The following is a 21787-nucleotide window of genomic DNA, read 5'->3' as shown; positions in this document are numbered from 1 at the left end:
AAACGATGCGGAGGCGACAAGGGATTAAAAGGAATAGCCGCAGTGACTGCGGCTATCGTTGATGTACTTTTCAGGCCGTTACGCGCGGGGCGGTTTTTCCGAACAACCTCATTGCCAGACCGCCAGCAGCCGTCAGCGTAGCCAACGTCACTACGCCAGGCCAGCCGGCAGCTTCCAGGATCTTGCTGCCCAGCGCGGCCCCGCCTGCCATGCCGATAAACACCAGCGTAAACATGATGGCGTTGAGGCGGCTGCGGGCGGCCGGATTGATAGCGTAAATAATGGTTTGATGGGCGACCAGCGTGGCCTGAATGCCGAGATCAAAACCTACCGCGCTCAGGGCAATCAACGCCAATTGCGCGGGGAGCGACAGCAACGGCAGCAGGAACATCAGGGCAAAAGAAACCACCACCATGGCAGCGCCAATCTTAGTGACATAGTCCGGCCCGTGACGATCGGCCAGCATGCCTGCCAAGGGGGCAGCCAATGCGCCTGCCGCACCGGCCAAACCAAAAGCCCCGGCGACGGCGCTACCCAACTGATACCGTTCCGCCAACATCACTGCCAGCGTAGACCAGAAAGCGCTGAACGCGATCGACAGCAAGCCTTGCGCCAGCGCTGCACGCCGCAGCTCCGGGTAAGCGGCCCACAATTGGCCCAATGAACGCAACAACGCCGGGTAGCTGAGGGAAGTATTGGGTTTTAAACGGGGCAATACGGCCCCGATGGCGAAACTGATCGCCAACACCGCCGCGGCCGCCAGCAGGTAAACGCTGCGCCAGCCGAAATATTCTGCCACCACGCCGCTGAACACCCGTGAAAGCAAAATCCCCGCCAGTAGCCCGGTCATCACGGTTCCCACCGTTTTGCCCCGATTGGCGTCGGTTGCCAGCGTTGCAGCCGCCGGGATAATGTCCTGCGCCACCGTAGCGGCCAGGCCGATCGCCAGGCTGCTGAGCAGCAACAGCGGGAATGAGGATGAAAAACCACAGAACAACAGGGTTACAGCCAGCAGCAAGCCTTTTATACGGATGATCTGGCGACGATCGTGACGATCGCCCAGCGGGGCCAACAGCAGGATCCCAAGCGCGTAGCCTGCCTGGGTGAGCGTAGGGACCCAGCCGGCGTCACTTACTCCGGCATGGAACGCATCCGCCATAATCCCCAGCATCGGCTGGCTATAGTAAATGGACGCCACGCTAAGACCGGCACCGGTCGCCAGCAGAAAGACAACTTTGGCGGAAAGCGCATTGGCCGGTGTGGTGCCGGTATGATTGGCTGGTGAAATCAGGGTCATGGTAATTATCCCGTAGAGGTAAAGTGCGCTTATTTTTGCCAGTATTTGCCGCAAACTGTAGCCCCCGAACGGGTAGAACTGTTATACGTAATACGTATGAATAAAAACTCATTTCCCAATGGCGATCGCATAGCCATGATGCAAACGCTGGTGCGCATCGTAGACAGCGGCAGTCTTTCTGCCGCTGCGGCGCAAATGCAGACCTCACAACCCACCGTTAGCCGGCGCCTGCAGGTGCTGGAACAACTGCTGGGCGTTAAATTAATCCAGCGTACCACCCACAGTATGAAGCTGACGGATGACGGAGAGCGCTGTTATCAGCATGCGCGCAAGCTGATAGAGCAGTGGCAAATCATGGAGGATGAGCTGCGCGGCGTGCGCGATGAGCCGGTCGGCGTATTACGGGTACGAGCGCCGCATGCCTTCGGTCAGGATCAGCTAATCGGGCCTCTGGGTGACTATTTGCAACGCTATCGCCAGACCAGCGTGGAATGGACGCTTAACGACCACTCTCCGGATTTTATCCCCGAAGGCGTGGACTGCGCGATCCACGTGGGGGCCGTAACCGATCCTTCGGTGGTGGCGGTATTGCTGGCGGAAGTGCCGCGCATTGTGGTGGCAGCACCGAGCTTATTAGCAGGTCATGATCCTCTGAAGCAGATCGGTGATTTAGCGCAGTTGCCCTGGCTGGCGTTGAATAGCTTTTACCGTAACGAAGTCACCCTGACTCACAGGGATAGCGGTGAAGCCTATCGTTTTGACATTGCTCCCAGATTAAGCACCGACAGTCTTTATGCGGTGCGTAAAGCCGCGTTGAACGGCGTGGGGGTGGCGATGTTGTCCTCCTGGGTGGTCAAACAGGATTTGGAGCAGGGCGCTCTGATTCCTTTAATGCCAACCTGGCGTGCCGCGCCCTTGCCGATTTATCTGCTTTATCCGTACGCCAGCTATTATCCCGCCCGGCTGCGTAAATTCCTCGAGCTGATGAAAGAGGTGATGCCGCGTATCACCGGCGCAAATGCGCCAACGACCTAAAAACGCGTACAGCGGAATTTGTCGTTAGCGGAGCGATATACAGCGCAAATCTAGAGTGTCGGCGCGCGGATTCAACCTGATTGGCGGCGGTATCTGTTTGATAATCGAAGCAACAGTGACCGTCCCTTTCAATCGAGAGAATCGCCATGCACTTTACTCAAGCCATTGCCAGACTCCCTGCCGACAGCTGCGGCAGCGGACAAACTACCGCCCAATTGGGCGCGCCCGATATCGCGGCCACCGGCCGTCAGTTTTTGGCCTATGTGGACACCTTGCTCCGTCTGGGGCTAAAAGTGACCGTGTTACCGGCAGCACCCGCATTCCCGGATGCACACTTTGTTGAAGACACGGCGGTGGTGATGCCTGAGCTGGCGGTGATCAGCCATCCGGGCGCACCCAGCCGTCAGGGCGAGGTGGCCACCATTGCGCCATTGTTTGAAGGCGAACGGCCAGTGGTGCGCATGAGCGAGCGCGGTCATCTGGACGGGGGGGATGTGCTGCTGGTCGATCGCCAGTTTTTCGTCGGCCTGACGGCCCGTACCGATGAGGCTGGTATTGGCGAGTTCGCCGCGGCGGTGGAACCCTATGGCTATCGGGTGACGGCGATTGAAGTCAGCGCCGGTCTGCACCTGAAGTCCATTGTTAATTACGTTGGCCGCAATACCTTGTTGCTGACCGAAGACTATCAGCACCATCCTGCCTTTAGCGGTTTCAGTTCGATCGTCATTCCCGAAGCGGAGTCCTATGCCGGCAATACGCTGTGGATCAACGATACGCTGATTACGCCGCAGGGTTATCCGTACACGCTTGCGCAAATCGAAAAGCTGGGCATGCCCATCGTTCAGCTCGACACCAGTGAATTTAAAAAAATGGACGGCGGCCTGACCTGCCTGTCACTTCGTTTCTAATCTTTTCTTTTACCGGGGATCTCAGCGATGAAAAAAACATTAGCGGTTTTACTGACCAGCCTGGCGTTGGGCGGTCCTGCGGCGGCTCAGGCCTTCGACACCATCAGTTTTGGTGTTGACGGTGGTTATCCGCCGTTTGACGTGCTCGCGCCCAACGGTGAGATCACCGGTTTTGATATCGATATCGCCAATGCGCTGTGTACGCAGCTGCATGCCAAATGCGTGTTCGTCAAACAACCCTTCGAAAGCATGATTGCCGCGCTCAATGCCCATAAGTTCGATGCCATTATCGCTTCGCTGACCATCACCGATGAGCGCAAAAAGGAAGTGGATTTCACCGATCGCTATTACCGCAGTTCCGCCCAGTTGGTGGCGCGTAAAGGCAGCGCTTTACTGCCTGACGTTGCCAGCCTGAAAGGCAAAACCGTCGGCGTGCAGACCGGCTCGATACATGAAGCCTACGCGAAACAACATTGGGGCGGAAAAGGGGTGAAAATTGTTTCTTACGCCAACCAGGATAATGTCTATCTGGATCTGATGTCCGGCCGCATTAATGCGTCGTTGCAGGACAATACTCAGGCCGCCAGCAGCTTTATCGATACGCCGCGCGGACAGAAATTTGCCTTTGCCGGCCCGGTGATTGAAGACAGCAGCATTTCCTCCGACGTCGGCATCGCGGTAGGCAAAGACAACCCGGCGCTGCGCGATGCGCTAAACGGTGCGATCAAGGCCATTCGTGCCGATGGTACTTACGAAGCCATCCAGAAAAAATATTTCAGCTTCGATATTTACGGTAACTAAACCGGCGCGCTAATGCCGGCTGGCCCGGCAATCTGTCAAGTATGGGAGGCCGGGTATGGTCACAGAGTATTTACCGTTGCTGGCGCAGGGGGCGGCGCTGTCGCTGTGCGTCATGCTGGTGTCACTGGCGGTGGCGCTGGCGCTTGGACTGGTCAATGCGCTGATCAAACTCTTTGGTCCGCGCTGGCTGCGCTGGGTTTCAACCGGCTACACCACGCTGGTGCGCGGTATCCCCGAACTGGTGATTATGCTGCTGTTGTTCTTTGGCGGTGAGATGCTGGTTAACGGAGCCTTGGGGCTGCTGGGGCTGGGGCCGCTGCGGTTCAACACCTTTATCTCTGGGGTGTTGGCGATTGGCTTCGTGTTTGGCGCTTACTATACCGAAACCTTCCGTGGCGCGTTTCTTACCGTGGAGCGTGGCCAACTTGAGGCCGCGATGGCCTATGGGATGAGCCCAAGCCAGGTATTTCGCCGTGTTTTGTTACCCCAAATGCTGAGCTTTGCCATCCCCGGCATCAACAACAACTGGCTTGGGCTGATGAAGGCCTCGGCGCTGGTGTCGATCCTCGGGCTGGAGGATATGGTCTGGCTGGCCGAGCAGGCCGGGCGTGCAACGCAAAAGCCTTTCCTGTTTTATTTCCTGGTGGCGCTGATTTATATGGCGATCACGGCGATTTCCAGTTGGGGCTTTAGCCGGTTGTCGCGGCGATACGCCTTGGCTTCCTCAAATGCAGGAGCCCGCTGATGAACCTGCAAAATATGCTGGAAGCCGCACCGAGTTTTCTGTGGAGTGACGGGTCCGACGTCACCGGGCTAGCGATGACTGCCAAACTCTTCTTGCTGTCGGTCGTCCCCGGTTTAGTGCTGGCGATGCTGATGGCGATCGGTCAGGTTTACGGCCCGCGTCCGCTGTCTTATCTGATCCGCAGCGTGACCTACTTTTTCCGCAGTACGCCGCTGTACCTGCAATTGATGCTGATTTATTACGGCCTGTCGCAGTTTGACGTGGTGCAGTTGGGTTGGCAGAACGACCAACCTTTCTGGCTGCTGTTTCGCGACGCGACCTTCTGCGCCACGCTGGCGCTGGTACTCAATACCAGTGCCTACGTCGCGCAGTTGCTGGCCGGCATGATGGAGACCTTCCCGCGCCAGGAGTGGATTGCCGGTGAAGCCTATGGCATGAGCCAGCGGCAGATCATTCGCCGGCTGGTGCTGCCGGCCACGCTACGACGCGGCATTCCAGCACTCAACAATGAAATGGTGTTTTTGCTGCATGCCACTTCGCTGGCCAGCACGGTAACGCTATTGGATATCACCGGTGTGGCACGGGCACTTTATGCCGCCACCTATTCGCCATTTATCCCGTTTTTGATGGCTGCGGCGCTCTACCTGCTGTGCACCTTCCTGCTGATATTCCTGTTTTCGCGGGCAGAGCGACGCTGGTTGGGCTTTATACGTCGTGATTGAGACCGTTCAGGAACGTTTGATGGATTGCAGTTCGGTCAGGGTGACGATTTTATCCACCCGGAATTTCTTGCTGGTCAGCCAGCTGTCGGCCAGCAACCGGTAGTTTTCCATGCTGCGACAGCCAATGCGCACCAGAAAATCGAAGTTGCCGCTGACCAGCCAGCAATCCAGCACCTCCGGGGTATTACGCATCTCCTGCTCAAACGCCGGTTGGGAATGACCGTGGTCGGCCAGCGCGATCTGAGCCTGGATCACGAACGCATGCTCCGGCTCCGGCAGCTCGATGATGGCACTGTAGCCGCGGATGATGCCGTCGCGCTCCAGCCCACGCACACGTTCCAGACAGGGGCGAGCGGTCAGATTGACCTGCTCGGACAGCTTTTGATAGGAAATGCGGCCATCCCGGCACAGTATTTCAAGGATTTTTTTGTCGATGCGATCAAGCCGGGCTTTCTTTTCCACAGATAGGGCGTCCAATGAAAAGTAAACATCATAAGTTACCTGAACATGCCCTGGGGGGGCAGCGCCAATTCACCAGTTTTCATTTCGGTCAGCCGGGCAAAGGCGAAAAAATTTACCTGCAGGCCGGTCTGCATGCCGACGAACTGCCCGGCATGCTGGTGCTGCATTATCTTAAAAGATTACTCAGCCAGGCGGAACGGCGTGATGAGCTGCAAAGCGAAATAATTCTGGTGCCGCTGGCCAATCCTCCAGGGCTGGCGCAGGTGCTGCTCAACGGCGGCGTAGGGCGCTTCGACCTGGTTAGCGGTCGCAACTTCAACCGCGATTTTCCCGACCTGGCGCGTCTGCTGCAAAACCACGATTTTACCGCCTCGGAACCTCTTCAGCCGCAAGTCCGGGCCGCCATGCGTACCGTTTTGCAAGCCATGACCGAGGGCAGTGAAGTCACGGCGCTGCGGCGGCAATTGCTGCTACTGGCCTGTGATGCCGATGTAGTGCTGGATCTGCACTGTGACGATCGGGCGATCTTGCATATGTACGCCGATCCGGCCTGGGAACGGCAGGCCGAAATTCTGGCGCGCTTTATGAACATAGCGGCGGTACTGCTTTCGCAAGACAGCGGTGGCGGCTCATTTGATGAAGCCTGCGGTTTGCCCTGGCTTCGGCTGGCGCAACAGCATCCTGACCTAAGCCAGCTCAAACCGGGCTGCATGGCGGTTACGCTGGAGTTACGCGGACAGCGGGATGTCAGCCATGAATTGGCCAGCGGTGACGCAGAACGCTTGTACCGTTATTTACAGCACCGAGGCGCCGTTGCCGGACCCTCTCCGGCGATACCGCAATGTGAAGTGGCGATGCTGCCGTTCGCCGCCGGGGAGATCGTTACCGCATCCGCCAGCGGTATTCTGCTGTTGTTGCGCCAGCCGGGGGAATGGGTGGAAGCCGACGAGGCGGTGGCCGAAATTATCGACCCGATCACCGATACGGTAAAAGCGGTGCGTGCCAAGGCAGGCGGGCTGATTTATGCCTGTCGGCAAGCGCCTTTTGTCACCCTGGGAGCCGAAGTGATGAAGATTGCCGGTAAAACTGCCTATGCGGGTGGTGGTGAGTTGGCGTCCTGAGTCGATTTATTCGTGAATTGGTATCGTCGCCAGCGGTGACTTTGTGACGTTAAAAAACAATAATACCTATATTCAATCGATTCTGCGGCAAGAGGCGTTAAAGCAAGCCAGCTGAGGCAGAGCACGAGCAAGTCCGCAGCCACCGGTCTCAGGCAGTGAGCATGCTGGCGGGAAAGATGGCTTGCGGACCGCGGTCCATGTTAAATTTGTGCCAGGTAACTCTGTATCCCTGATGACAAAGAGAATTTAACATGAAGATCGGCCATTTTTATCCCATCACGAAGGATGTTGCCCCCAAGGCCTGCAACGTGGCTCTGCGACTGCGGGCCATTGAATATCAGCGATAACCGATCCGCCCCGAAGAAGTCAGACGCTATGCGCACCACCAAACCACGCCGCCCGCATGGCCGATGGGTCTACTACATTCTGCATGAAGATATTCTGTGGCCCTGCCCGGTAAAATGGGAGTGGGAAAGCAGTTACCATGCCTGGTTGCCTTTTTACTATTCGCCAACGCTGGAGTTCGTTGCCGGTAACCCTGCCAAAGCGACAAAAATCACTAAAACCAAGCGTTAATCATTATTTTCGTTTCACGACCGCAATCGTGCTGGTTGATATTAAATATTTGTTTTTAAACAAAACCCCACATTTCTTGCCCTCAGGGTTATGAGTAACTACATTAACAACTGTACTTCAACTCACCTGAGGAGAGATATCCTATGAAAGCAGCCGTAGTGACTAAAGACCACAGTGTCGATATTCAGGATAAACAGCTTCGTCCACTGAAACACGGTGAGGCCGCGCTGAAAATGGAGTGTTGCGGCGTTTGCCATACCGATCTTCACGTCAAAAATGGCGATTTTGGCGAAGTGCCCGGCATCACCCTGGGGCACGAAGGGATTGGGGTAGTCACCGCCGTAGGTGAAGGTGTCACCTCGTTGAAAGTCGGAGATCGCACCAGCGTCGCCTGGTTTTATCAGGGATGTGGTCATTGCGAATATTGCGTTAATGGTAACGAAACGCTGTGCCGCTCGGTGAAAAATGCCGGTTACAGCGTCGACGGCGGTATGGCGGAAGAGTGCATCGTAGTGGCGGACTATGCGGTCAAGGTGCCGGATGGCCTGGACTCCTTTGCAGCCAGCAGCATTACCTGTGCCGGCGTCACCACCTATAAGGCGGTGAAAATTTCCGACATCAAACCGGGGCAGTGGATCGCGATTTACGGCCTGGGCGGCTTGGGCAACCTGGCATTGCAGTATGCCAAGAATGTGTTCAACGCCAAAGTGATCGCCATTGACGTCAATCAGGGGCAGTTGGATTTCGCCAAAGAAATCGGCGCCGATCTGGTCATCAACTCCAAAACTGAAAACGCCGAAGAAATCATTCAGCAAAAAGTCGGTGGCGCGCATGCTGCCGTAGTCACCGCGGTGGCGCGTTCAGCCTTTAATTCTGCGGTCAATGCGGTTCGCGCAGGGGGCAAAGTGGTCGCCGTGGGGCTACCGCCAGAGAGTATGGATCTGAGCATTCCACGCTTGGTATTGGACGGTATTCAGGTTGTGGGCTCGTTGGTGGGAACCCGTGAAGACCTTAAAGAAGCTTTCCAGTTTGCCGCCGAAGGCAAAGTGACGCCGAAAGTGACCAAGCGTCCGTTGGGCGACATCAACGCGATCTTCGAAGAGATGAAGTCGGGCACTATCCGTGGCCGCATGGTTATCGATCTCTCCGCATCATAATCCCGCGCAAATAACTAAGGCCACCGAGGTGGCCTTAGTTTGCAGTAACGCTAAAAATCAAAACAGCCCGAGCGGTTTACTGTCGTAACTGACCAACAGGTTTTTGACCTGCTGGTAATGCGACAGCGCTACCTTGTGGGTCTCGCGGCCGACGCCGGAGTTCTTGTAGCCGCCGAAGGCAGCATGCGCCGGATACAGGTGATAACAGTTGGTCCACACGCGTCCGGCCTTGATTGCGCGCCCCATGCGATAGGCGCGATTTACGTCGCGGGTCCACAAACCGGCACCCAGCCCAAACTCACTGTCGTTGGCCAATGCCAGTGCTTCGGCTTCGTCTTTGAAGGTGGTCACGCCGATCACCGGTCCGAAGATCTCTTCACGGAAGAAACGCATGCTGTTATTGCCGGTGATTAAGGTGGGCTGCAGATAAAAACCGCTTTGCAGAGTTTGCTCATGGCTGGCGCGCTCGCCGCCGGCAATGATTTTGCCGCCTTCGTTTTTAGCGATCTCGATGTAAGACAGGATCTTGTCGAACTGCTGCTGAGACGCCTGAGCACCGATCATGGTGTCGGTGTCAAAGGGGTCACCCTGGCGAATGGTGGTGATGCGCGCCAGCACTTTTTCCATAAATTGCGGGTAAATCGATTCCTGAATCAGGGCGCGCGAAGGGCAGGTACAGACTTCACCCTGGTTGAAGAAGCCAAGAATCAGCCCCTCAACCGCCTTGTCGATGAATTCGGGTTCCGCCTGCATGATGTCTTCAAAGAAGATGTTAGGCGATTTACCGCCCAGCTCCACGGTACTGGGAATGATATTTTCCGCCGCGCAGGCCAGAATATGGCGGCCTACCGGGGTTGAACCGGTAAAGGCGATTTTGTCGATACGCTTGCTGGTTGCCAATGCCTCACCGGCTTCTTTACCGAAACCGTGAACCACATTGAGCACGCCCGGCGGCAGCAAGTCACCAATCATTTCCAGCAGCACGCAGATGCTGAGCGGGGTTTGCTCCGCCGGTTTAAGCACCACGCAGTTGCCGGCGGCCAGCGCCGGGGCTAGTTTCCATGCGGCCATCAACAGCGGGAAGTTCCAGGGAATAATCTGCCCAACCACGCCCAGAGGCTCATAGATATGGTAGGCCACGGTGTTTTGATCGATCTCAGCGGCGGTGCCTTCCTGCGCCCGCAAACAGCCGGCGAAATAGCGGAAGTGGTCGATCGCCAGCGGAATGTCCGCGTTCAGCGTTTCGCGGATCGGTTTGCCGTTATCCCAGCTTTCGGTCAGTGCCAGCAATTCGAGCTTTGACTCCATACGATCTGCGATCGCCAGCAGCACATTAGACCTTTCCTGAACGCTGGCTTTCCCCCAGGTTTCGGCTGCCGCATGCGCCGCATCCAGCGCTTGTTCGATATCTTTCGCGTCGGAGCGCGGGAATTCGGCGACAGTCTGACCTGTCATCGGGGAGGTGTCGGTGAAGTAGTTGCCTGAAACGGGTTCGACAAATTTGCCGCCAATGTAGTTGCCGTAGCGCTGTTTGAAAGAAACCAACGAACCAGGCAAACCGGGATGAACGTATTTCATGTAACACCTCTCATGGGAACGGAGACTGTAAGGGTGGTGCCTGATTGCCGGCACTCTACAGACACTTAAGCATTGCCCATGCCACATTGATGGAAAGCTGTGCCACATAAATAAATAATATAAAAATATCAACTAATTAAAAAAGAATAATAGCTATCAATGCCAATAAAGCCCCTGGCTTACTATTCATTTCTATTGTTTTTTGTGTTCCATGTCGCAACGCATGAGACACATTCATGATACAAAAATGCAACACTTTAATTGGCGGGAGTTGGGTATGCTGCATAAAGACCAGACCACCCAGACCGGGTGTATCTCTGACGACGATCGCCTGTCACTCTCCGGCCCACTTTCCGAATCCTGGTTACGCAGCCGGCACTATGGCCTTAATCGAAGCGACGACCATGTTCCTTTTATCCGGCCGACCCTGTTGAAAGAAGTGCGGGGGCAAAACGGTTGGGTTGGGCAGCTCGCGCGGCCGCTGATCGAGCGCTTGGGTGGTGAGATCAACCGCCAACCCTCCATTGTGGTGGTGTCCGACGCCGGTGGACTGGTGCTGGAAACCTGTGGCAACACGCACTTTTTGCGTAAGGCATCGCGGGTTTCTCTGGCTCCGGGCAATCTGTGGGGCGAGCAGGAGCGTGGCACCAATGCCATCGGTACCGCTTTGGCAATGGGGGCGCTGTGCGAAGTCAATGGCGACGAGCACTTTCTCAATCAGAATGCCGGGCTTTACTGCTCCGCAGCGCCGATTTATCGCCCCGACGGCCTGATCGCCGGCGTATTGGATATCTCGACGCCGGCCCAACATCCTTACAGCGAAGCAGGTTCGTTGATTCTGCAGGCTGTCCGGCACATTGAACATCAATGGGTGAAAAGCTGTGTCACCGACCAACATTGGACACTGCGCCTGCACAGCGATGCGCGGGTTCTCGGCAGCGCCCATGAGATGATATTGGTGTTTCGCGATGAAATCCTCACCGCGGCCAACCGATTAGCGATGCAAGAATTCAATCTCAGCGTGGCGGCCTTTGGGTCGATGGACTTTGCCACGCTGTTTCCGGAAATGTCCCTTCAGACACTGAATGCGCCGCGACAGACTCTGGCGGTGAATAATCGTCACTATTATTCACTGTTGCAGATGCCGGAACGCCCATCGCAGTGCGTCAGGCCGCAGCTGCAGCCTTATGATCGTGACGGAGCAGACCGACAGAAAGCCCTGCGTATTCTTAATGCTGGGCTGGCGCTATGCATTAGCGGGGAAACCGGCTGCGGTAAAGAGTATTTCAGCCAGCGTTTGTTCGAGGAAAGCCACCGGCGACAGGGCAATTTTGTGGCTATCAACTGTGCAGCCCTGCCGGAAAGTCTGATCGAGTCCGAACTTTTTGGCTATGCGCCAGGGGCGTTTACCGGCGCCAGCACCAAAGGGTACGTCGGCAAGATCAGAGAGGCCGACGGCGGGGTGCTGTTCCTCGATGAGATTGGCGATATGCCATTGAGTTTGCAGACCCGGTTATTGCGGGTGCTGCAGGAAAAGACGGTCACGCCGCTCGGCAGCCGCGTCAGCTATGCGGTCGATTTCTCGCTTATCTGTGCCACCCATCAGGATCTGGAACAGCGGGTCGCGGCAGGGGCATTCCGCGAAGATTTGCTGTATCGCATTCAGGAATTCAGCCTGCGCATCTTGCCGCTGCGGCAGCGCGCACACGTTGATCGTTTTATCCTCAATCTCTGGAGCGAATTGGGGGGGGATGCGCGGGGCATCAGACTGGCGCCGGACGCTATCACCGCCTTGGCCGGTTATTCCTGGCCCGGTAATGTGCGGCAGTTGTTGAGCACCTTGAAAGTGCTGCTGGCTTTGGCCGATGACGGTAACCTGATCAGGCTTGAGGATCTGCCGGAGCAGTTTCATCTGCTTGCTCGCCCCGTAGCGCCGCAGAGCGTATCAGTAGACATGTTGACGGCTATTCGAAACGCCAAGGGCAATATCAGCCTGGCGGCAAAACGATTAGGGATCTCGCGCAGCACGCTTTACCGCAAGATGGAGAAACATCGCGCCGAGAGCTGACAAAGCGGGGGCCCATTCAGGGCCCCGCGTGGTTATTATTTATCGCCCAATCCCTGTGGGTTGATTTCGGATCGTTCGATTTTCTCGTCGCTTTCCGCCCAGCGATCCAACACTTTCAGATAACTGCCGTTGGCAATAGCGCTATTGAGCGACGCCTGCACCGCTTCCACCAAGCCATTGCCTTTCTTCAGCGTAACGGCAATGTTGGCGCTGCGCGGCCAGCCGCCCGGCACGATGCCGACCAACCGGGTTTTACCGGTCAATTTTGCCTGATAAGCGCCGGACACGTTCGGCCCGAAGGTCGCATCCGCACGGCCGGACTGGATGGCCAGCGTCGACGCCGCCTTGTCAGTGACATAAATCGGCTGAAGGGCCGGTAACCCTTTGGCCTGGTTCTCTTTATCCCAGGCCAGCAGCACAGCTTCCTGATTGGTGCCGGAGTCTACGATGATCTTTTTGCCGGCAATGTCCGGCGCCGATTTGATCGAGGTGATCTTACTGTCGGATTTCACGTAGAAGCCCAACGTATCCTGGCGATAGGTGGCGAAGTCGAATTTGGTTTTACGTTCCTGAGTGACGGTAATGTTGTAAACCGCGGCGTCGTATTTACCCGAGGTGACGCCTAACGGCCAGTCTTCCCATGAGGTCGGAACCAGTTTCAGTTTCAACCCCAGGCCGTCGGCAACCAGCCTGGCAATATCCGACTCGCTGCCAATCACCGTTTTATTGTCGCGCGCGTACAGACCGAACGGTGGGCCGCTGCCCAAGATCGCGACGGCTACGGTCAGCGTCCCCGGTTCAACGAATTTGAACCCGGCGGGGATTTTGGCCGCAGCCTCGGGATCCTTCTGGGTATGAATAGGGGTTTCGTTGGCGATCAGGTCCAGCCCCGGTGCGGCATGGGCCAGGGCGGAAAGGCTCAGAAGAGCCGCCGCTGCGGTGAGTTTTGCGCGATATATCATTATTATTACCTGCATTATTATGTTGTTGAGGCGGTCAACTCACTATCCTTCAAGCCGCTAAATCTGTGAACGAACAAAATTGGCTAACTAATTTTACAAACGGTCAGGTTGCAAAGAAGGGGGAGCGCTCGGTGAGCGTGAGGGGCTTAAACGTCGAGATTTTTACGCATGAAAGCATTTTGCAGCACGATGCCGCGCAGGACCGGACTTTTCCGCTCAACGACCTGAAATCCCTGGCGCATAAAGAAGGGTTCTGCGGTTTTACTGACGTCTGAGGTCAGCTCTTTAAGCCCTAACAGTCTGGCCTCTTCATGGATTCGATTCATCAATAAGGTCCCAATGCCTTGTCGGGGACAGGCGCCGGATACATAGAAATGGTCGATATAGCCGTCAGGCTGGAGATCGGCATAGCCGACAATCTGTTTATCAATCTCAACGACAAAGGGATGCAAATCTCTCATGCGAGCCGCCCAAAGCTGGGGATCAGTATCGGCGGGAGCCCAGGCATTGACCTGCTCAGTGGTGTAGTCGCGTGATGCGACCTCATGCACCGCAGAGAAAAAAACGCGAAACAGCGCAATTTCATCGCCTTTGATGAACTGTCGAATCATCATGCCTTTCCTTAAGAAGTCCCGGAAAGTATTGTACCGGTTCAGGTGTTTGAAGGGACGTTTTCTCGTAGCATATTGATGACTTGGGTCGCTTCGACGGCCTGGCTGAACAGAAACCCTTGCCCCAGGTGATAGCCGGAATCACGCAGCGTTTGCCGCTGCAGCTCGGATTCAATGCCTTCCGCAATAATATCAATGGATAATTTCTGCCCCAAAATCCCCATGCTTTCCACGATGCCCAAAATCGCCGGTTCATTATTCATGCGGCGGATGAAATCCCGATCCAACTTGATGCAGTCCAGAGGGTAGTCCATCAGGTGCGTAAAGGAGGAATGGCCGGTGCCAAAGTCATCAAGCGCGATCCTGATCCCCATTTCCTTAAGCATTTGCAAGGCTCGCAGCACATACTTCGACCCGTGTTTGTTGAAGGCATGCTCAGTGACCTCCAGCTCGATAAGATGGTGGGGGATGCGAAACATTTGCAGACGCCGCAGGAAAGTTTCGGCGTAGTTATCACGTAAAAATTCGATAGGTGCGGCGTTCAAAGACACCGGCAACACCTCCACGCCAGACGCGATCCAAGTGGCGATATCGGCAAAAACCTTCATCTGCATGGTTTCGCTGATCTTGGTTGCCAATTCGTAATCGTTGAATGCTTCGACGACGGTATCTGGCATCTTCATACCATGATGCGGACAATACCAGCGCAGCAGCGCCTCAAAGCCCACAATGGCACCGGTTGCCAGGCTGACCTTGGGTTGGTAGCTGGGGCGGATTTGATTATCGCGAACTATCTGCCGTGCGTGATTAAGCTGCGCCGCACGCTCTTTGGCCTTATCCATCATCTGTGGATTAAACATGTACACGCCGCCCCGGCCGCCGTCCTTGAGTTCGTATAACGCGGTATCGGCGCATTTCATCAATTCCGAGGCGTCGCGGGCATCCTGAGGATAGAGGGCGCAGCCGATACTCATGCCGCAATGCAACGCCTTGCCGCCATGGGTAATGGGTGACTCAAGCTGCAACAGAAAGGTATTGGCGATTTTGTAAATATCCTGCTCGTTTTCGACGTCGCCGATCACAATCGCAAACTCATCGCCGCCCAGGCGGGAAACGAACGAGTTCGGATTTAAATAAGCCGTCAGCCGGCGGGACAACACGCGCAGCAGATGATCGCCGGCAGCGTGCCCTAGGGTGTCGTTAACCAGCTTAAAATGGTCCAGGTCCAGCAAAATCAACCCGAGCGATTTATTGCTGCTTAGGGCTCGCTTCATTTCCTGCTTTAATCTTTTCTTGAATAAGCGTCTGTTGGGCAAACCGGTCAGTTCGTCATACTGACTGGCGATCAGCAAACGTTTTTCGGCTATTCGCTGAGAGCTAACGTCGCGCGAGACGCACAATATATTTTCTATTCGATCCTCGTTATCGAAGACCGGACTGAGAATATTGTCCCAGTGCTGCAGCTTGCCGTCAGGCGTGGCGCTAAGGCCGGCGAAGCGGGCGTTTTTACCGGTTAGCACTTTACGCAGCGCTTTTTTGCCGCGCGAGCGCACTTCGGGTTGCAGCAGATTCAGCCAGGGCATGCCAAATTGCGGTTGGTGCTCATCGATGCCCAGCGCGACGCTGCCGGCTCTGTTGATGTGCAGCAGCGTCCCGTCATTATTGATGACCTTGATGCAGTCGACGCTGGCATCAAGCATGTTTTTCTGCGCGGCCAGCGTGGTGGTAATTCGCTGTTTTTCCAATACGGAATCATGGATATCGGTGCCGCTCAGATACCAATCTGTTTCTTCGCTATCAGGCTTTTTCTTCGCGCCGAAAGACAGTAAAAACCAGCGGTACTCGCCGTTGTACTGTCGCAGGCGAACTTCATTAACGAAAGAGGTCGCCATGCCAATCGCCTGCTGCCATAGCGGTTCGATAAGAGGATATTCGGCAGGGTGCAGGGCTTTCAACCAGCAAGCGCCTGGGTTATCAAATGAGGAGAGGCCGGTATATTGACACCAAAGCTTATTGAAATGTCCCTCGAGGCTATTACCCATGCCAATGAGATTAGGTAAACCATTAAAAATTTCATTAGCCATATCCACAGGCGGTTTTTCATCACTGCGCTCGGGTAGAACACTCATTCGTCATTTCCTCTGAAAACCACCTGTCTTTTATGCTAGCCAATAAAAAGCCTGCGGGTGGAAATATTCAATAGCCGTTTCTGCGCAATAAAAAGCCGCCAGAGAGAATGAGATATAAAGTCGGTTAACACATTAGGAATACTCTCGTATTTCCGTCTTCTAATGGGCCAGTTTAATGAGTTCTAGGCTATTAAACACGTCCCCGGGAATATAAAAAAGCCCCCGCGGTGAGGCGGGGGCTGCGATCATAACCTGTGGTTAGATTTATTTATCAAGTGCATAGGCAATGACGTAATCGCCACGGGCCGGCGACTGACGAGCACCACCGGCGGAAATCACGATGTACTGTTTGCCGGTTGTCGGTGAAACATAACTCATTGGCGTGCCGCCGCTGCCGACAGGCAAGCGCGCTTTCCACACTTCTTTACCGGTGGAGGAGTCAAAGGCCCGCAGGTAGTAATCCTGAGTACCGGCAATGAATACCAGGCCGCCCTGCGTCGCCAGCGTGCCGCCGAGCGTCGGCATGCCCACCGGCATTGGCGCGCGCATTTTGATACCGAAAGGCCCGGTATCCTGAACCGTACCGGCCGGCACTTGCCACACCACTTTCTGCGTTTTCAGGTCGATCGCCGACAGGGTACCAAACGGTGGTTTCTGGCAAGGAATGCCCAGAGGTGACATGAAACGATTTTTGTTAACGCCGTAAGGCGTGCCTTTTAACGGCACCGCACCCATACCGGCATTGACCGATTCACCACCATTGCTGGCCGGGGTATTGGCATCGGTTTTTTGCGGGATCATCTGTACCCACAGGCCCAAACGCATGTCGTTGGCGAAGATGTAATGATTATTCGGATCGGTCGACAGGCCACCCCAGTTCATGCCGCCCAGAGAGCCTGGGAAACTGAGTGAAATATCGGTGTCCGGTGCGGTAAACAGGCCGTCATAGCGCATGGATTTAAAGCTGATGCGACACATCAGCTGATCAAACGGCGTAGCACCCCACATGTCGGACTCAGTCAGTTTTTCAGCGCCAATTTGTGGCATGCCGACAGAGAAAGGTTGAGTGGCGGAGTATTGCTCACCGGGGATGGTGCGGGTTTTCACCGGCAGCTCTTTCACTTCGGTCAAAGGCTTACCGGTATGGCGATCCAACACGAAGATCTGACCGGTTTTGGCACCAATGACCAGGGCCGGTTTGGTGGTACCGTCCTTCATTGGGAAGTCGATCAGGCTAGGCTGCATCGGCAGGTCGAAATCCCACAGGTCGTTATGAACGGTCTGATAAACCCATTTCTCTTTACCGGTGGTGGCGTCCAACGCCAGGATGGAAGCGCCGTATTTGTGATCCAACGCGTTACGGTTAGCGCCCCACAGATCCACCGAGGAGCTGCCCATTGGCAGGAACACGGTGTTCATCGCCGGGTCGTAGGACATCGGTGCCCAGGAATTTGGGGTGCTGCGTACAAAGGTCTGGCCGGGTTTTAAGGCCGAGTTTGGATCCTGATTACCCGGGTCGAACGCCCAGCGCATCGCGCCGGTGATCACGTCGAAACCGCGCAGCACGCCGCCAGGCATATCCGTTTGTACGTTATCGGCTACGCGGCCGCCGACGACAACGGTGGTGCCCGCCAGGGTGGGTGCGGAAGTCAGCTGATATTTCGGATCGGCCGCATCGCCCAGACCGACTTTCAGATCAACCACGCCCTGGTTGCCAAAGTTCTGACAGAATTCACCGTTATCAGCGTTGATTGCCACCAGGCGCGCATCGATGGTATTCATCAGAATACGGCGCTGGCAACTGTCGCCCGCAGCCAGGGTGACCGGTGTCGCGGGCGTAGAGCCGGGTACGGTCGGTTGTTGCAGGGGCTTGGCAACATCAAAGTAGGCCAGGCCGCGGCAACGGTTCCAGACCTGGGATTTCGCGTTGATTTCACGTTTCCAGATCTCTTTACCGCTGTCGGCATCGACGGCAATCACGTTGTTATGCGGCGTACACAGGAAGATACGGTTGCCGATTTGCAACGGCGTTTGCTGATCTTCAGCGCCGTTGCCATCCGGACTCAACGGAGTATCGCCGGTGTGGAAGGTCCAGGCGACCTTCAGGTCTTTCACGTTGTCGCGAGTGATTTGGTCCAGCGCCACGAAGCGGCTGCCACCCGGGGTATTGCCGTAGTTATCCCAATCTTTTTGTTGTTTGCTTTTGTCCACTGGGATCAGCGGCAACGGCTCACCGCTGAAAGCCACGGTAGGGTGTGGCTGGAACATCTGCACAAAGGTGCCGACCATGCCAACGGCCAATACCGCACTTAGCAGGTAAGACAATTTTGCCAACGGCGTTTTGCCTTCTGGCTTACGCAGTGCCGGCCAGCTCAGGAAGGCCAACAGCATCAAACCGGCAGGGACCATCAGCCGCGAAACCAATGGCCAGAAATCGAAACCGGCATCAACCACCGACCAAACCAGCGTGCCGACAAACACCAGCAGGAACAGCGGCACGGCCGAAGATTTGCGACGGAAGAATTGCACGGCGGAAAGCAGGGTAACGATACCGGCAATCAGGAAGTAGCTGCTGCCCCCCAGCGAAACCAGCTTACCGCCAGCAATGGCGAAGAATAAGCCGACAGCGGTAAGGATTATCCCTAATAAACAACACCATAGTTTAAGTTTTATACCCGGACGGGCATTTGATTCAGGCATGTCTGAAAGACTCCAAGATAATGTTTTTCTTCATGTTTACCTCGAATGATCGCGTCCGTACCGTTCCCTGGTGGGGTGAAAGCAGAGCGTAAATCAAACGATGGAATGTCGATATTGTACCATTTGATTCATTATAAAGTTAAGGATATGTTGCTTGCTAACTAAATTCTTAGCCCGAATTGCAACAACTGCAGGGCAGCGTGCTCCATCCTGGAGAGAACGCGGCTTAGGCGTCCAGCAACTCCCCAAGCCCGCAAGGTACCCCCGCGCAAAATTTGTGATGCCTGGTTATTTAAAGGAAGGTAGCAGCAACATACGCCAGCCGTATCTGCTGAACTGCCGCAGTTATTATTTATTGCGTGAAGATAGGATGAGGCACCGCCTTACACAGAAGTAATGGCGAAAGCCTTTAATAGCCCCCTCATCACTGTTGAAGGGGACGGACATACGCTCGCGCTTTCTGGATTAAAGCTGTGCGTTAATGATGCGGTTATTGACTAATTTATAAACCCTGAGGCGTTTGCTGGAAGTAAAAAGGACGAGTGTTATACAGAGAGAATATACCCAGTCGCTTTTATATTTTTTGCCCAGCCTACGGTGAAGGATTATCAGGTTACTTTTCAGTTTCTTTAGTTACATAAGGTTATAGAAATTAATTCATTACGTTAACATTAGTATTCCACTATGCAGTGCTTCGATTGATTGGGCGTCATCGTTTTACTGTACTGCATAGTGGGCACTATTAAAGCATTATTAATCTTAAAGCGGAAAATCCCAAAAAACGCCGTCCTCTGCTAAATTTCCCGCTATCAATCACCTGTGAATTTTATCGTCCCACCTCGTCGTTATCTGGCTTATTCAACATTCGCATTCAGGTAGGTTGTCAGCTGTTCCTGACAGAAATCGAGATACGCCCGCACCAGTCGCGAGGGATGTCGTTGTGATGGATAGAGCAAGCTAAGCGTTTGTTCTGGCAACGGGTGAGAAGGTAAGACTGCGCACAAACGGCCGGCGGCGATCTCCTTGTTCGCCATAAAGGGCGGTAACTCAGTGACCGCCTGACCCGCGACGGCTCTGCTGCGTAAAAGTGCGTAATCGTTCGCCACCAGTACCGCCTTCGGCTCAAACACCTGATGGCCCAGCCGCCAGAGGCCACGGGCGCTGGAGTCCGCCGCCCAGCTCGCACAAGGGTAGTGATGCAAATCCTCCACGCTGGCAGGTTGGCCAAACTGCGCCAGTAATGACGGCGCAGCGACCAGCAGATGCCGATACTTCAGCATTTGCCGTGCCACCATAGACTCATGCACGATGGTGCCGACGCGGAGCGAAACGTCAATGCCATCCTGTACCAGATCGATCCGCCGTTCCGTTGAAAATACGCTAACGCTGATTTCGGGAAACCGTTGTTGGAAAGCCCCCAGCAAGTCCCACCAGGGATCAAAGTTGGGGGGCATCGACAGACGCAGGCGGCCTTTAAGCCGGGTTTCATCATTCATCACGGCCTGCTGAGCTTCATTCAGGGCTTCCACCCCGCGGCTGGCATGTTCATATAAACGGCTGCCGGCTTCAGTCAGCTTGATACCGCGCGGTGAACGCTCCAGCAACTGCACGTCAAGTTCGCGCTCCAGCTCACGTATGCGCCGGCTCAGGGTAGGGAGCGGCACATGGGTCTTGTCGGCGGCGGCCGAAAGACTGCCTGCTTGTACTACTGAGACAAACATTTTGGTTGCGTTGAAGTCCATACGACACCCCTATCATTTATGAGATTGACGTTACCATTTTCGTGTATTCCCCATCAATATTGGAATCTATACAGTTCAACCTATCGGCGAGATAGCTCGTTGATTAACTCACTGTTGAACTGGAGAACGGTTATGAAAGCTTATGTGATTGAACAAGTTGGCGGCCCGGACGTTTTGCAACTGCGCGATATTCCTTCTGTCGCGCCAAAGGCGGATGAAGTTCGCATTCGGGTACGGGCGTTTGGTCTTAACCGCGCCGAAATTTACCGCCGTGCCGGTAAAATGGGCCCGATCGCCGGACAGGTTGTGCCTGGGATTGAAGCCGTAGGCGAAGTGATTGAGGATGCTTCAGGCCTGTTTCGCGTAGGGCAGCATGTGGCCACCGCCATGGGGGGATTGCAGTTCACCCGCAACGGCAGCTACGCCGAGGAGGTCACGGTGTTACGCAGCAACGTCATCGATTTGGACGGCATCAGCCTTTCATGGGAAGAACTTGCCGCATTGCCGGAGAGCTATCTTACCGTATGGGGGGCTCTGGGCCGCTTAATTGACAACGTACCGGGGCAGACGGTGCTGGTGCGCGGCGCGACCTCTTCGGTGGGGCAGGCTGCCGTGGCCTATGCCAAGGCGCGTGGACAGCGGGTTATCGCCACCACCCGCTCGGCCAGTAACGCAGCCCGGCTGACCGCCATTGGCGCAGATGTGGTGGTGATTGATACCGGTGAAATTGCAGAACAAATACGGGGTGTAGCGCCGGAAGGCGTAGATGTGGCCCTTGAGGTGGTTGGCGCCGCCACGGTGCGCGATAGCCTCAATGCGCTCAAACCTTTTGGTACCGCAGTGGTAATAGGCCTGCTGGGCGGGGCACCGGTGTTGGATAATCTGCATCTGATGAACGATCTTCCCAATGCAACACGCTTGACCTTCTTTGGCAGTGGGTTGCTTGGCACCCCAGCGCTGCCTTTGGCCGACTCGCCGCTGAAGTGGATTGCTCAACAGGTAGCGGACCAGACCATGCCGTCGCTGCGGGTGAAAACCTTCGACTTTGACGATGTCGCCAACGCTCACCGCATGATCGAGAATGACCGTGCTCAGGGCAAACTGGTGGTTCGCATCTGAGGCCAGCAAGGACCATGATGGGTAAAAAACAGTGAGGAAGCCTGTGACTGGCTT

The 21787-nt window shown here is 55.3% G+C and carries 18 protein-coding genes and 1 pseudogene; 11 read left to right on the top strand and 8 right to left on the bottom strand.

The genetic code is table 11. The features are described 5' to 3' along the window. Positions 1–70 precede the first annotated feature (70 nt). Positions 71–1297 (bottom strand): MFS transporter, encoded by a 1227-nt coding sequence (locus M2407_RS17615; RefSeq protein WP_259218744.1) that lies wholly within the window; start codon positions 1295–1297, stop codon positions 71–73. A 96-nt stretch (positions 1298–1393) separates the two neighbouring features. Here M2407_RS17615 and M2407_RS17610 point away from each other — a divergent pair, with 96 nt between their 5' ends. The 5 genes from M2407_RS17610 (at position 1394) to M2407_RS17590 (ending at position 5508) form a co-directional block, all read left to right on the top strand. Beyond that, positions 1394–2332, top strand: a complete 939-nt coding sequence (locus M2407_RS17610; RefSeq protein WP_041414557.1) for a LysR family transcriptional regulator — start codon at positions 1394–1396, stop codon at positions 2330–2332. Positions 2333–2478: 146 nt separating this feature from the next. After that, a complete protein-coding gene (locus M2407_RS17605) occupies positions 2479–3240 on the top strand; it encodes a dimethylarginine dimethylaminohydrolase family protein (protein ID WP_020826859.1) in 762 nt (253 codons plus the stop codon). A gap of 27 nt (positions 3241–3267) precedes the next feature. Beyond that, on the top strand, positions 3268–4041 hold the full coding sequence (locus M2407_RS17600) for an ABC transporter substrate-binding protein (protein WP_020826860.1): 774 nt from the start codon (positions 3268–3270) through the stop codon (positions 4039–4041). 55 nt (positions 4042–4096) lie between these two features. Continuing rightward, positions 4097–4786, top strand: coding sequence for an ABC transporter permease (locus tag M2407_RS17595; RefSeq protein ID WP_259218743.1), 690 nt, complete (start codon positions 4097–4099; stop codon positions 4784–4786). Then, complete coding sequence (locus tag M2407_RS17590; protein WP_046373569.1) at positions 4786–5508, top strand: ABC transporter permease; 723 nt, start codon at positions 4786–4788, stop codon at positions 5506–5508. The genes M2407_RS17595 and M2407_RS17590 overlap by 1 nt, the downstream gene beginning before the upstream one ends. Before the next feature lie 6 nt (positions 5509–5514). Here M2407_RS17590 and M2407_RS17585 read toward each other — a convergent pair whose 3' ends face one another. Further along, the gene (locus M2407_RS17585) at positions 5515–5970 is read right to left on the bottom strand and encodes an Lrp/AsnC family transcriptional regulator (protein ID WP_020826863.1); all 456 of its coding nucleotides are present in this window, start codon (positions 5968–5970) and stop codon (positions 5515–5517) included. A gap of 14 nt (positions 5971–5984) precedes the next feature. Between M2407_RS17585 and M2407_RS17580 the strand changes: the two genes are divergently transcribed. From M2407_RS17580 to adhP, 3 genes are all read left to right on the top strand, one after another. Further along, positions 5985–7091, top strand: a complete 1107-nt coding sequence (locus M2407_RS17580) for a succinylglutamate desuccinylase/aspartoacylase family protein (RefSeq protein ID WP_128864908.1) — start codon at positions 5985–5987, stop codon at positions 7089–7091. Between the two features lie 375 nt (positions 7092–7466). Further along, the gene (locus M2407_RS17575; protein WP_020826868.1) at positions 7467–7667 is read left to right on the top strand and encodes a hypothetical protein; all 201 of its coding nucleotides are present in this window, start codon (positions 7467–7469) and stop codon (positions 7665–7667) included. 143 nt (positions 7668–7810) lie between these two features. Then, on the top strand, positions 7811–8824 hold the full coding sequence (gene adhP, locus M2407_RS17570; protein WP_020826869.1) for an alcohol dehydrogenase AdhP: 1014 nt from the start codon (positions 7811–7813) through the stop codon (positions 8822–8824). 57 nt (positions 8825–8881) lie between these two features. Here adhP and M2407_RS17565 read toward each other — a convergent pair whose 3' ends face one another. Next, positions 8882–10402, bottom strand: coding sequence for an aldehyde dehydrogenase family protein (locus M2407_RS17565; RefSeq protein WP_020826870.1), 1521 nt, complete (start codon positions 10400–10402; stop codon positions 8882–8884). A 277-nt stretch (positions 10403–10679) separates the two neighbouring features. Here M2407_RS17565 and M2407_RS17560 point away from each other — a divergent pair, with 277 nt between their 5' ends. Next, positions 10680–12470, top strand: a complete 1791-nt coding sequence (locus M2407_RS17560; protein WP_142815220.1) for a sigma-54-dependent Fis family transcriptional regulator — start codon at positions 10680–10682, stop codon at positions 12468–12470. 35 nt (positions 12471–12505) lie between these two features. Here the strand turns inward: M2407_RS17560 and M2407_RS17555 are convergent, their stop codons facing one another. The 4 genes from M2407_RS17555 to M2407_RS17540 all read right to left on the bottom strand — a co-directional run bounded on the left by M2407_RS17555 (position 12506) and on the right by M2407_RS17540 (position 18872). Then, positions 12506–13432 carry an ABC transporter substrate-binding protein gene (locus M2407_RS17555; protein ID WP_142815219.1) on the bottom strand — a complete coding sequence of 309 codons (927 nt, stop codon included), beginning with the start codon at positions 13430–13432 and terminating at the stop codon, positions 12506–12508. Between the two features lie 146 nt (positions 13433–13578). Beyond that, positions 13579–14046 carry a GNAT family N-acetyltransferase gene (locus tag M2407_RS17550; protein WP_046373567.1) on the bottom strand — a complete coding sequence of 156 codons (468 nt, stop codon included), beginning with the start codon at positions 14044–14046 and terminating at the stop codon, positions 13579–13581. Between the two features lie 38 nt (positions 14047–14084). Then, complete coding sequence (locus M2407_RS17545) at positions 14085–16172, bottom strand: EAL domain-containing protein (RefSeq protein ID WP_259218741.1); 2088 nt, start codon at positions 16170–16172, stop codon at positions 14085–14087. A gap of 264 nt (positions 16173–16436) precedes the next feature. Beyond that, complete coding sequence (locus M2407_RS17540) at positions 16437–18872, bottom strand: glucose/quinate/shikimate family membrane-bound PQQ-dependent dehydrogenase (protein WP_259218740.1); 2436 nt, start codon at positions 18870–18872, stop codon at positions 16437–16439. Between the two features lie 396 nt (positions 18873–19268). Here M2407_RS17540 and M2407_RS17535 point away from each other — a divergent pair. Beyond that, a pseudogene (locus M2407_RS17535) lies at positions 19269–19373 on the top strand (hypothetical protein); the annotation flags it as partial. Between the two features lie 353 nt (positions 19374–19726). Here M2407_RS17535 and M2407_RS17530 read toward each other — a convergent pair. Continuing rightward, positions 19727–20614 carry a LysR family transcriptional regulator gene (locus M2407_RS17530; RefSeq protein ID WP_048758952.1) on the bottom strand — a complete coding sequence of 296 codons (888 nt, stop codon included), beginning with the start codon at positions 20612–20614 and terminating at the stop codon, positions 19727–19729. 132 nt (positions 20615–20746) lie between these two features. Here M2407_RS17530 and M2407_RS17525 point away from each other — a divergent pair, with 132 nt between their 5' ends. Next, complete coding sequence (locus M2407_RS17525; protein ID WP_259218739.1) at positions 20747–21733, top strand: zinc-binding dehydrogenase; 987 nt, start codon at positions 20747–20749, stop codon at positions 21731–21733. The last annotated feature ends 54 nt before the right edge of the window (positions 21734–21787 follow it).

Origin of the sequence: Serratia sp. BIGb0234 (assembly GCF_024809915.1) — a bacterium.
Classification (GTDB): domain Bacteria; phylum Pseudomonadota; class Gammaproteobacteria; order Enterobacterales; family Enterobacteriaceae; genus Serratia; species Serratia liquefaciens.
The sequence above is the reverse complement of the archived record's forward strand: the minus strand, read 5'-3'. Positions and strand labels throughout refer to the sequence as shown.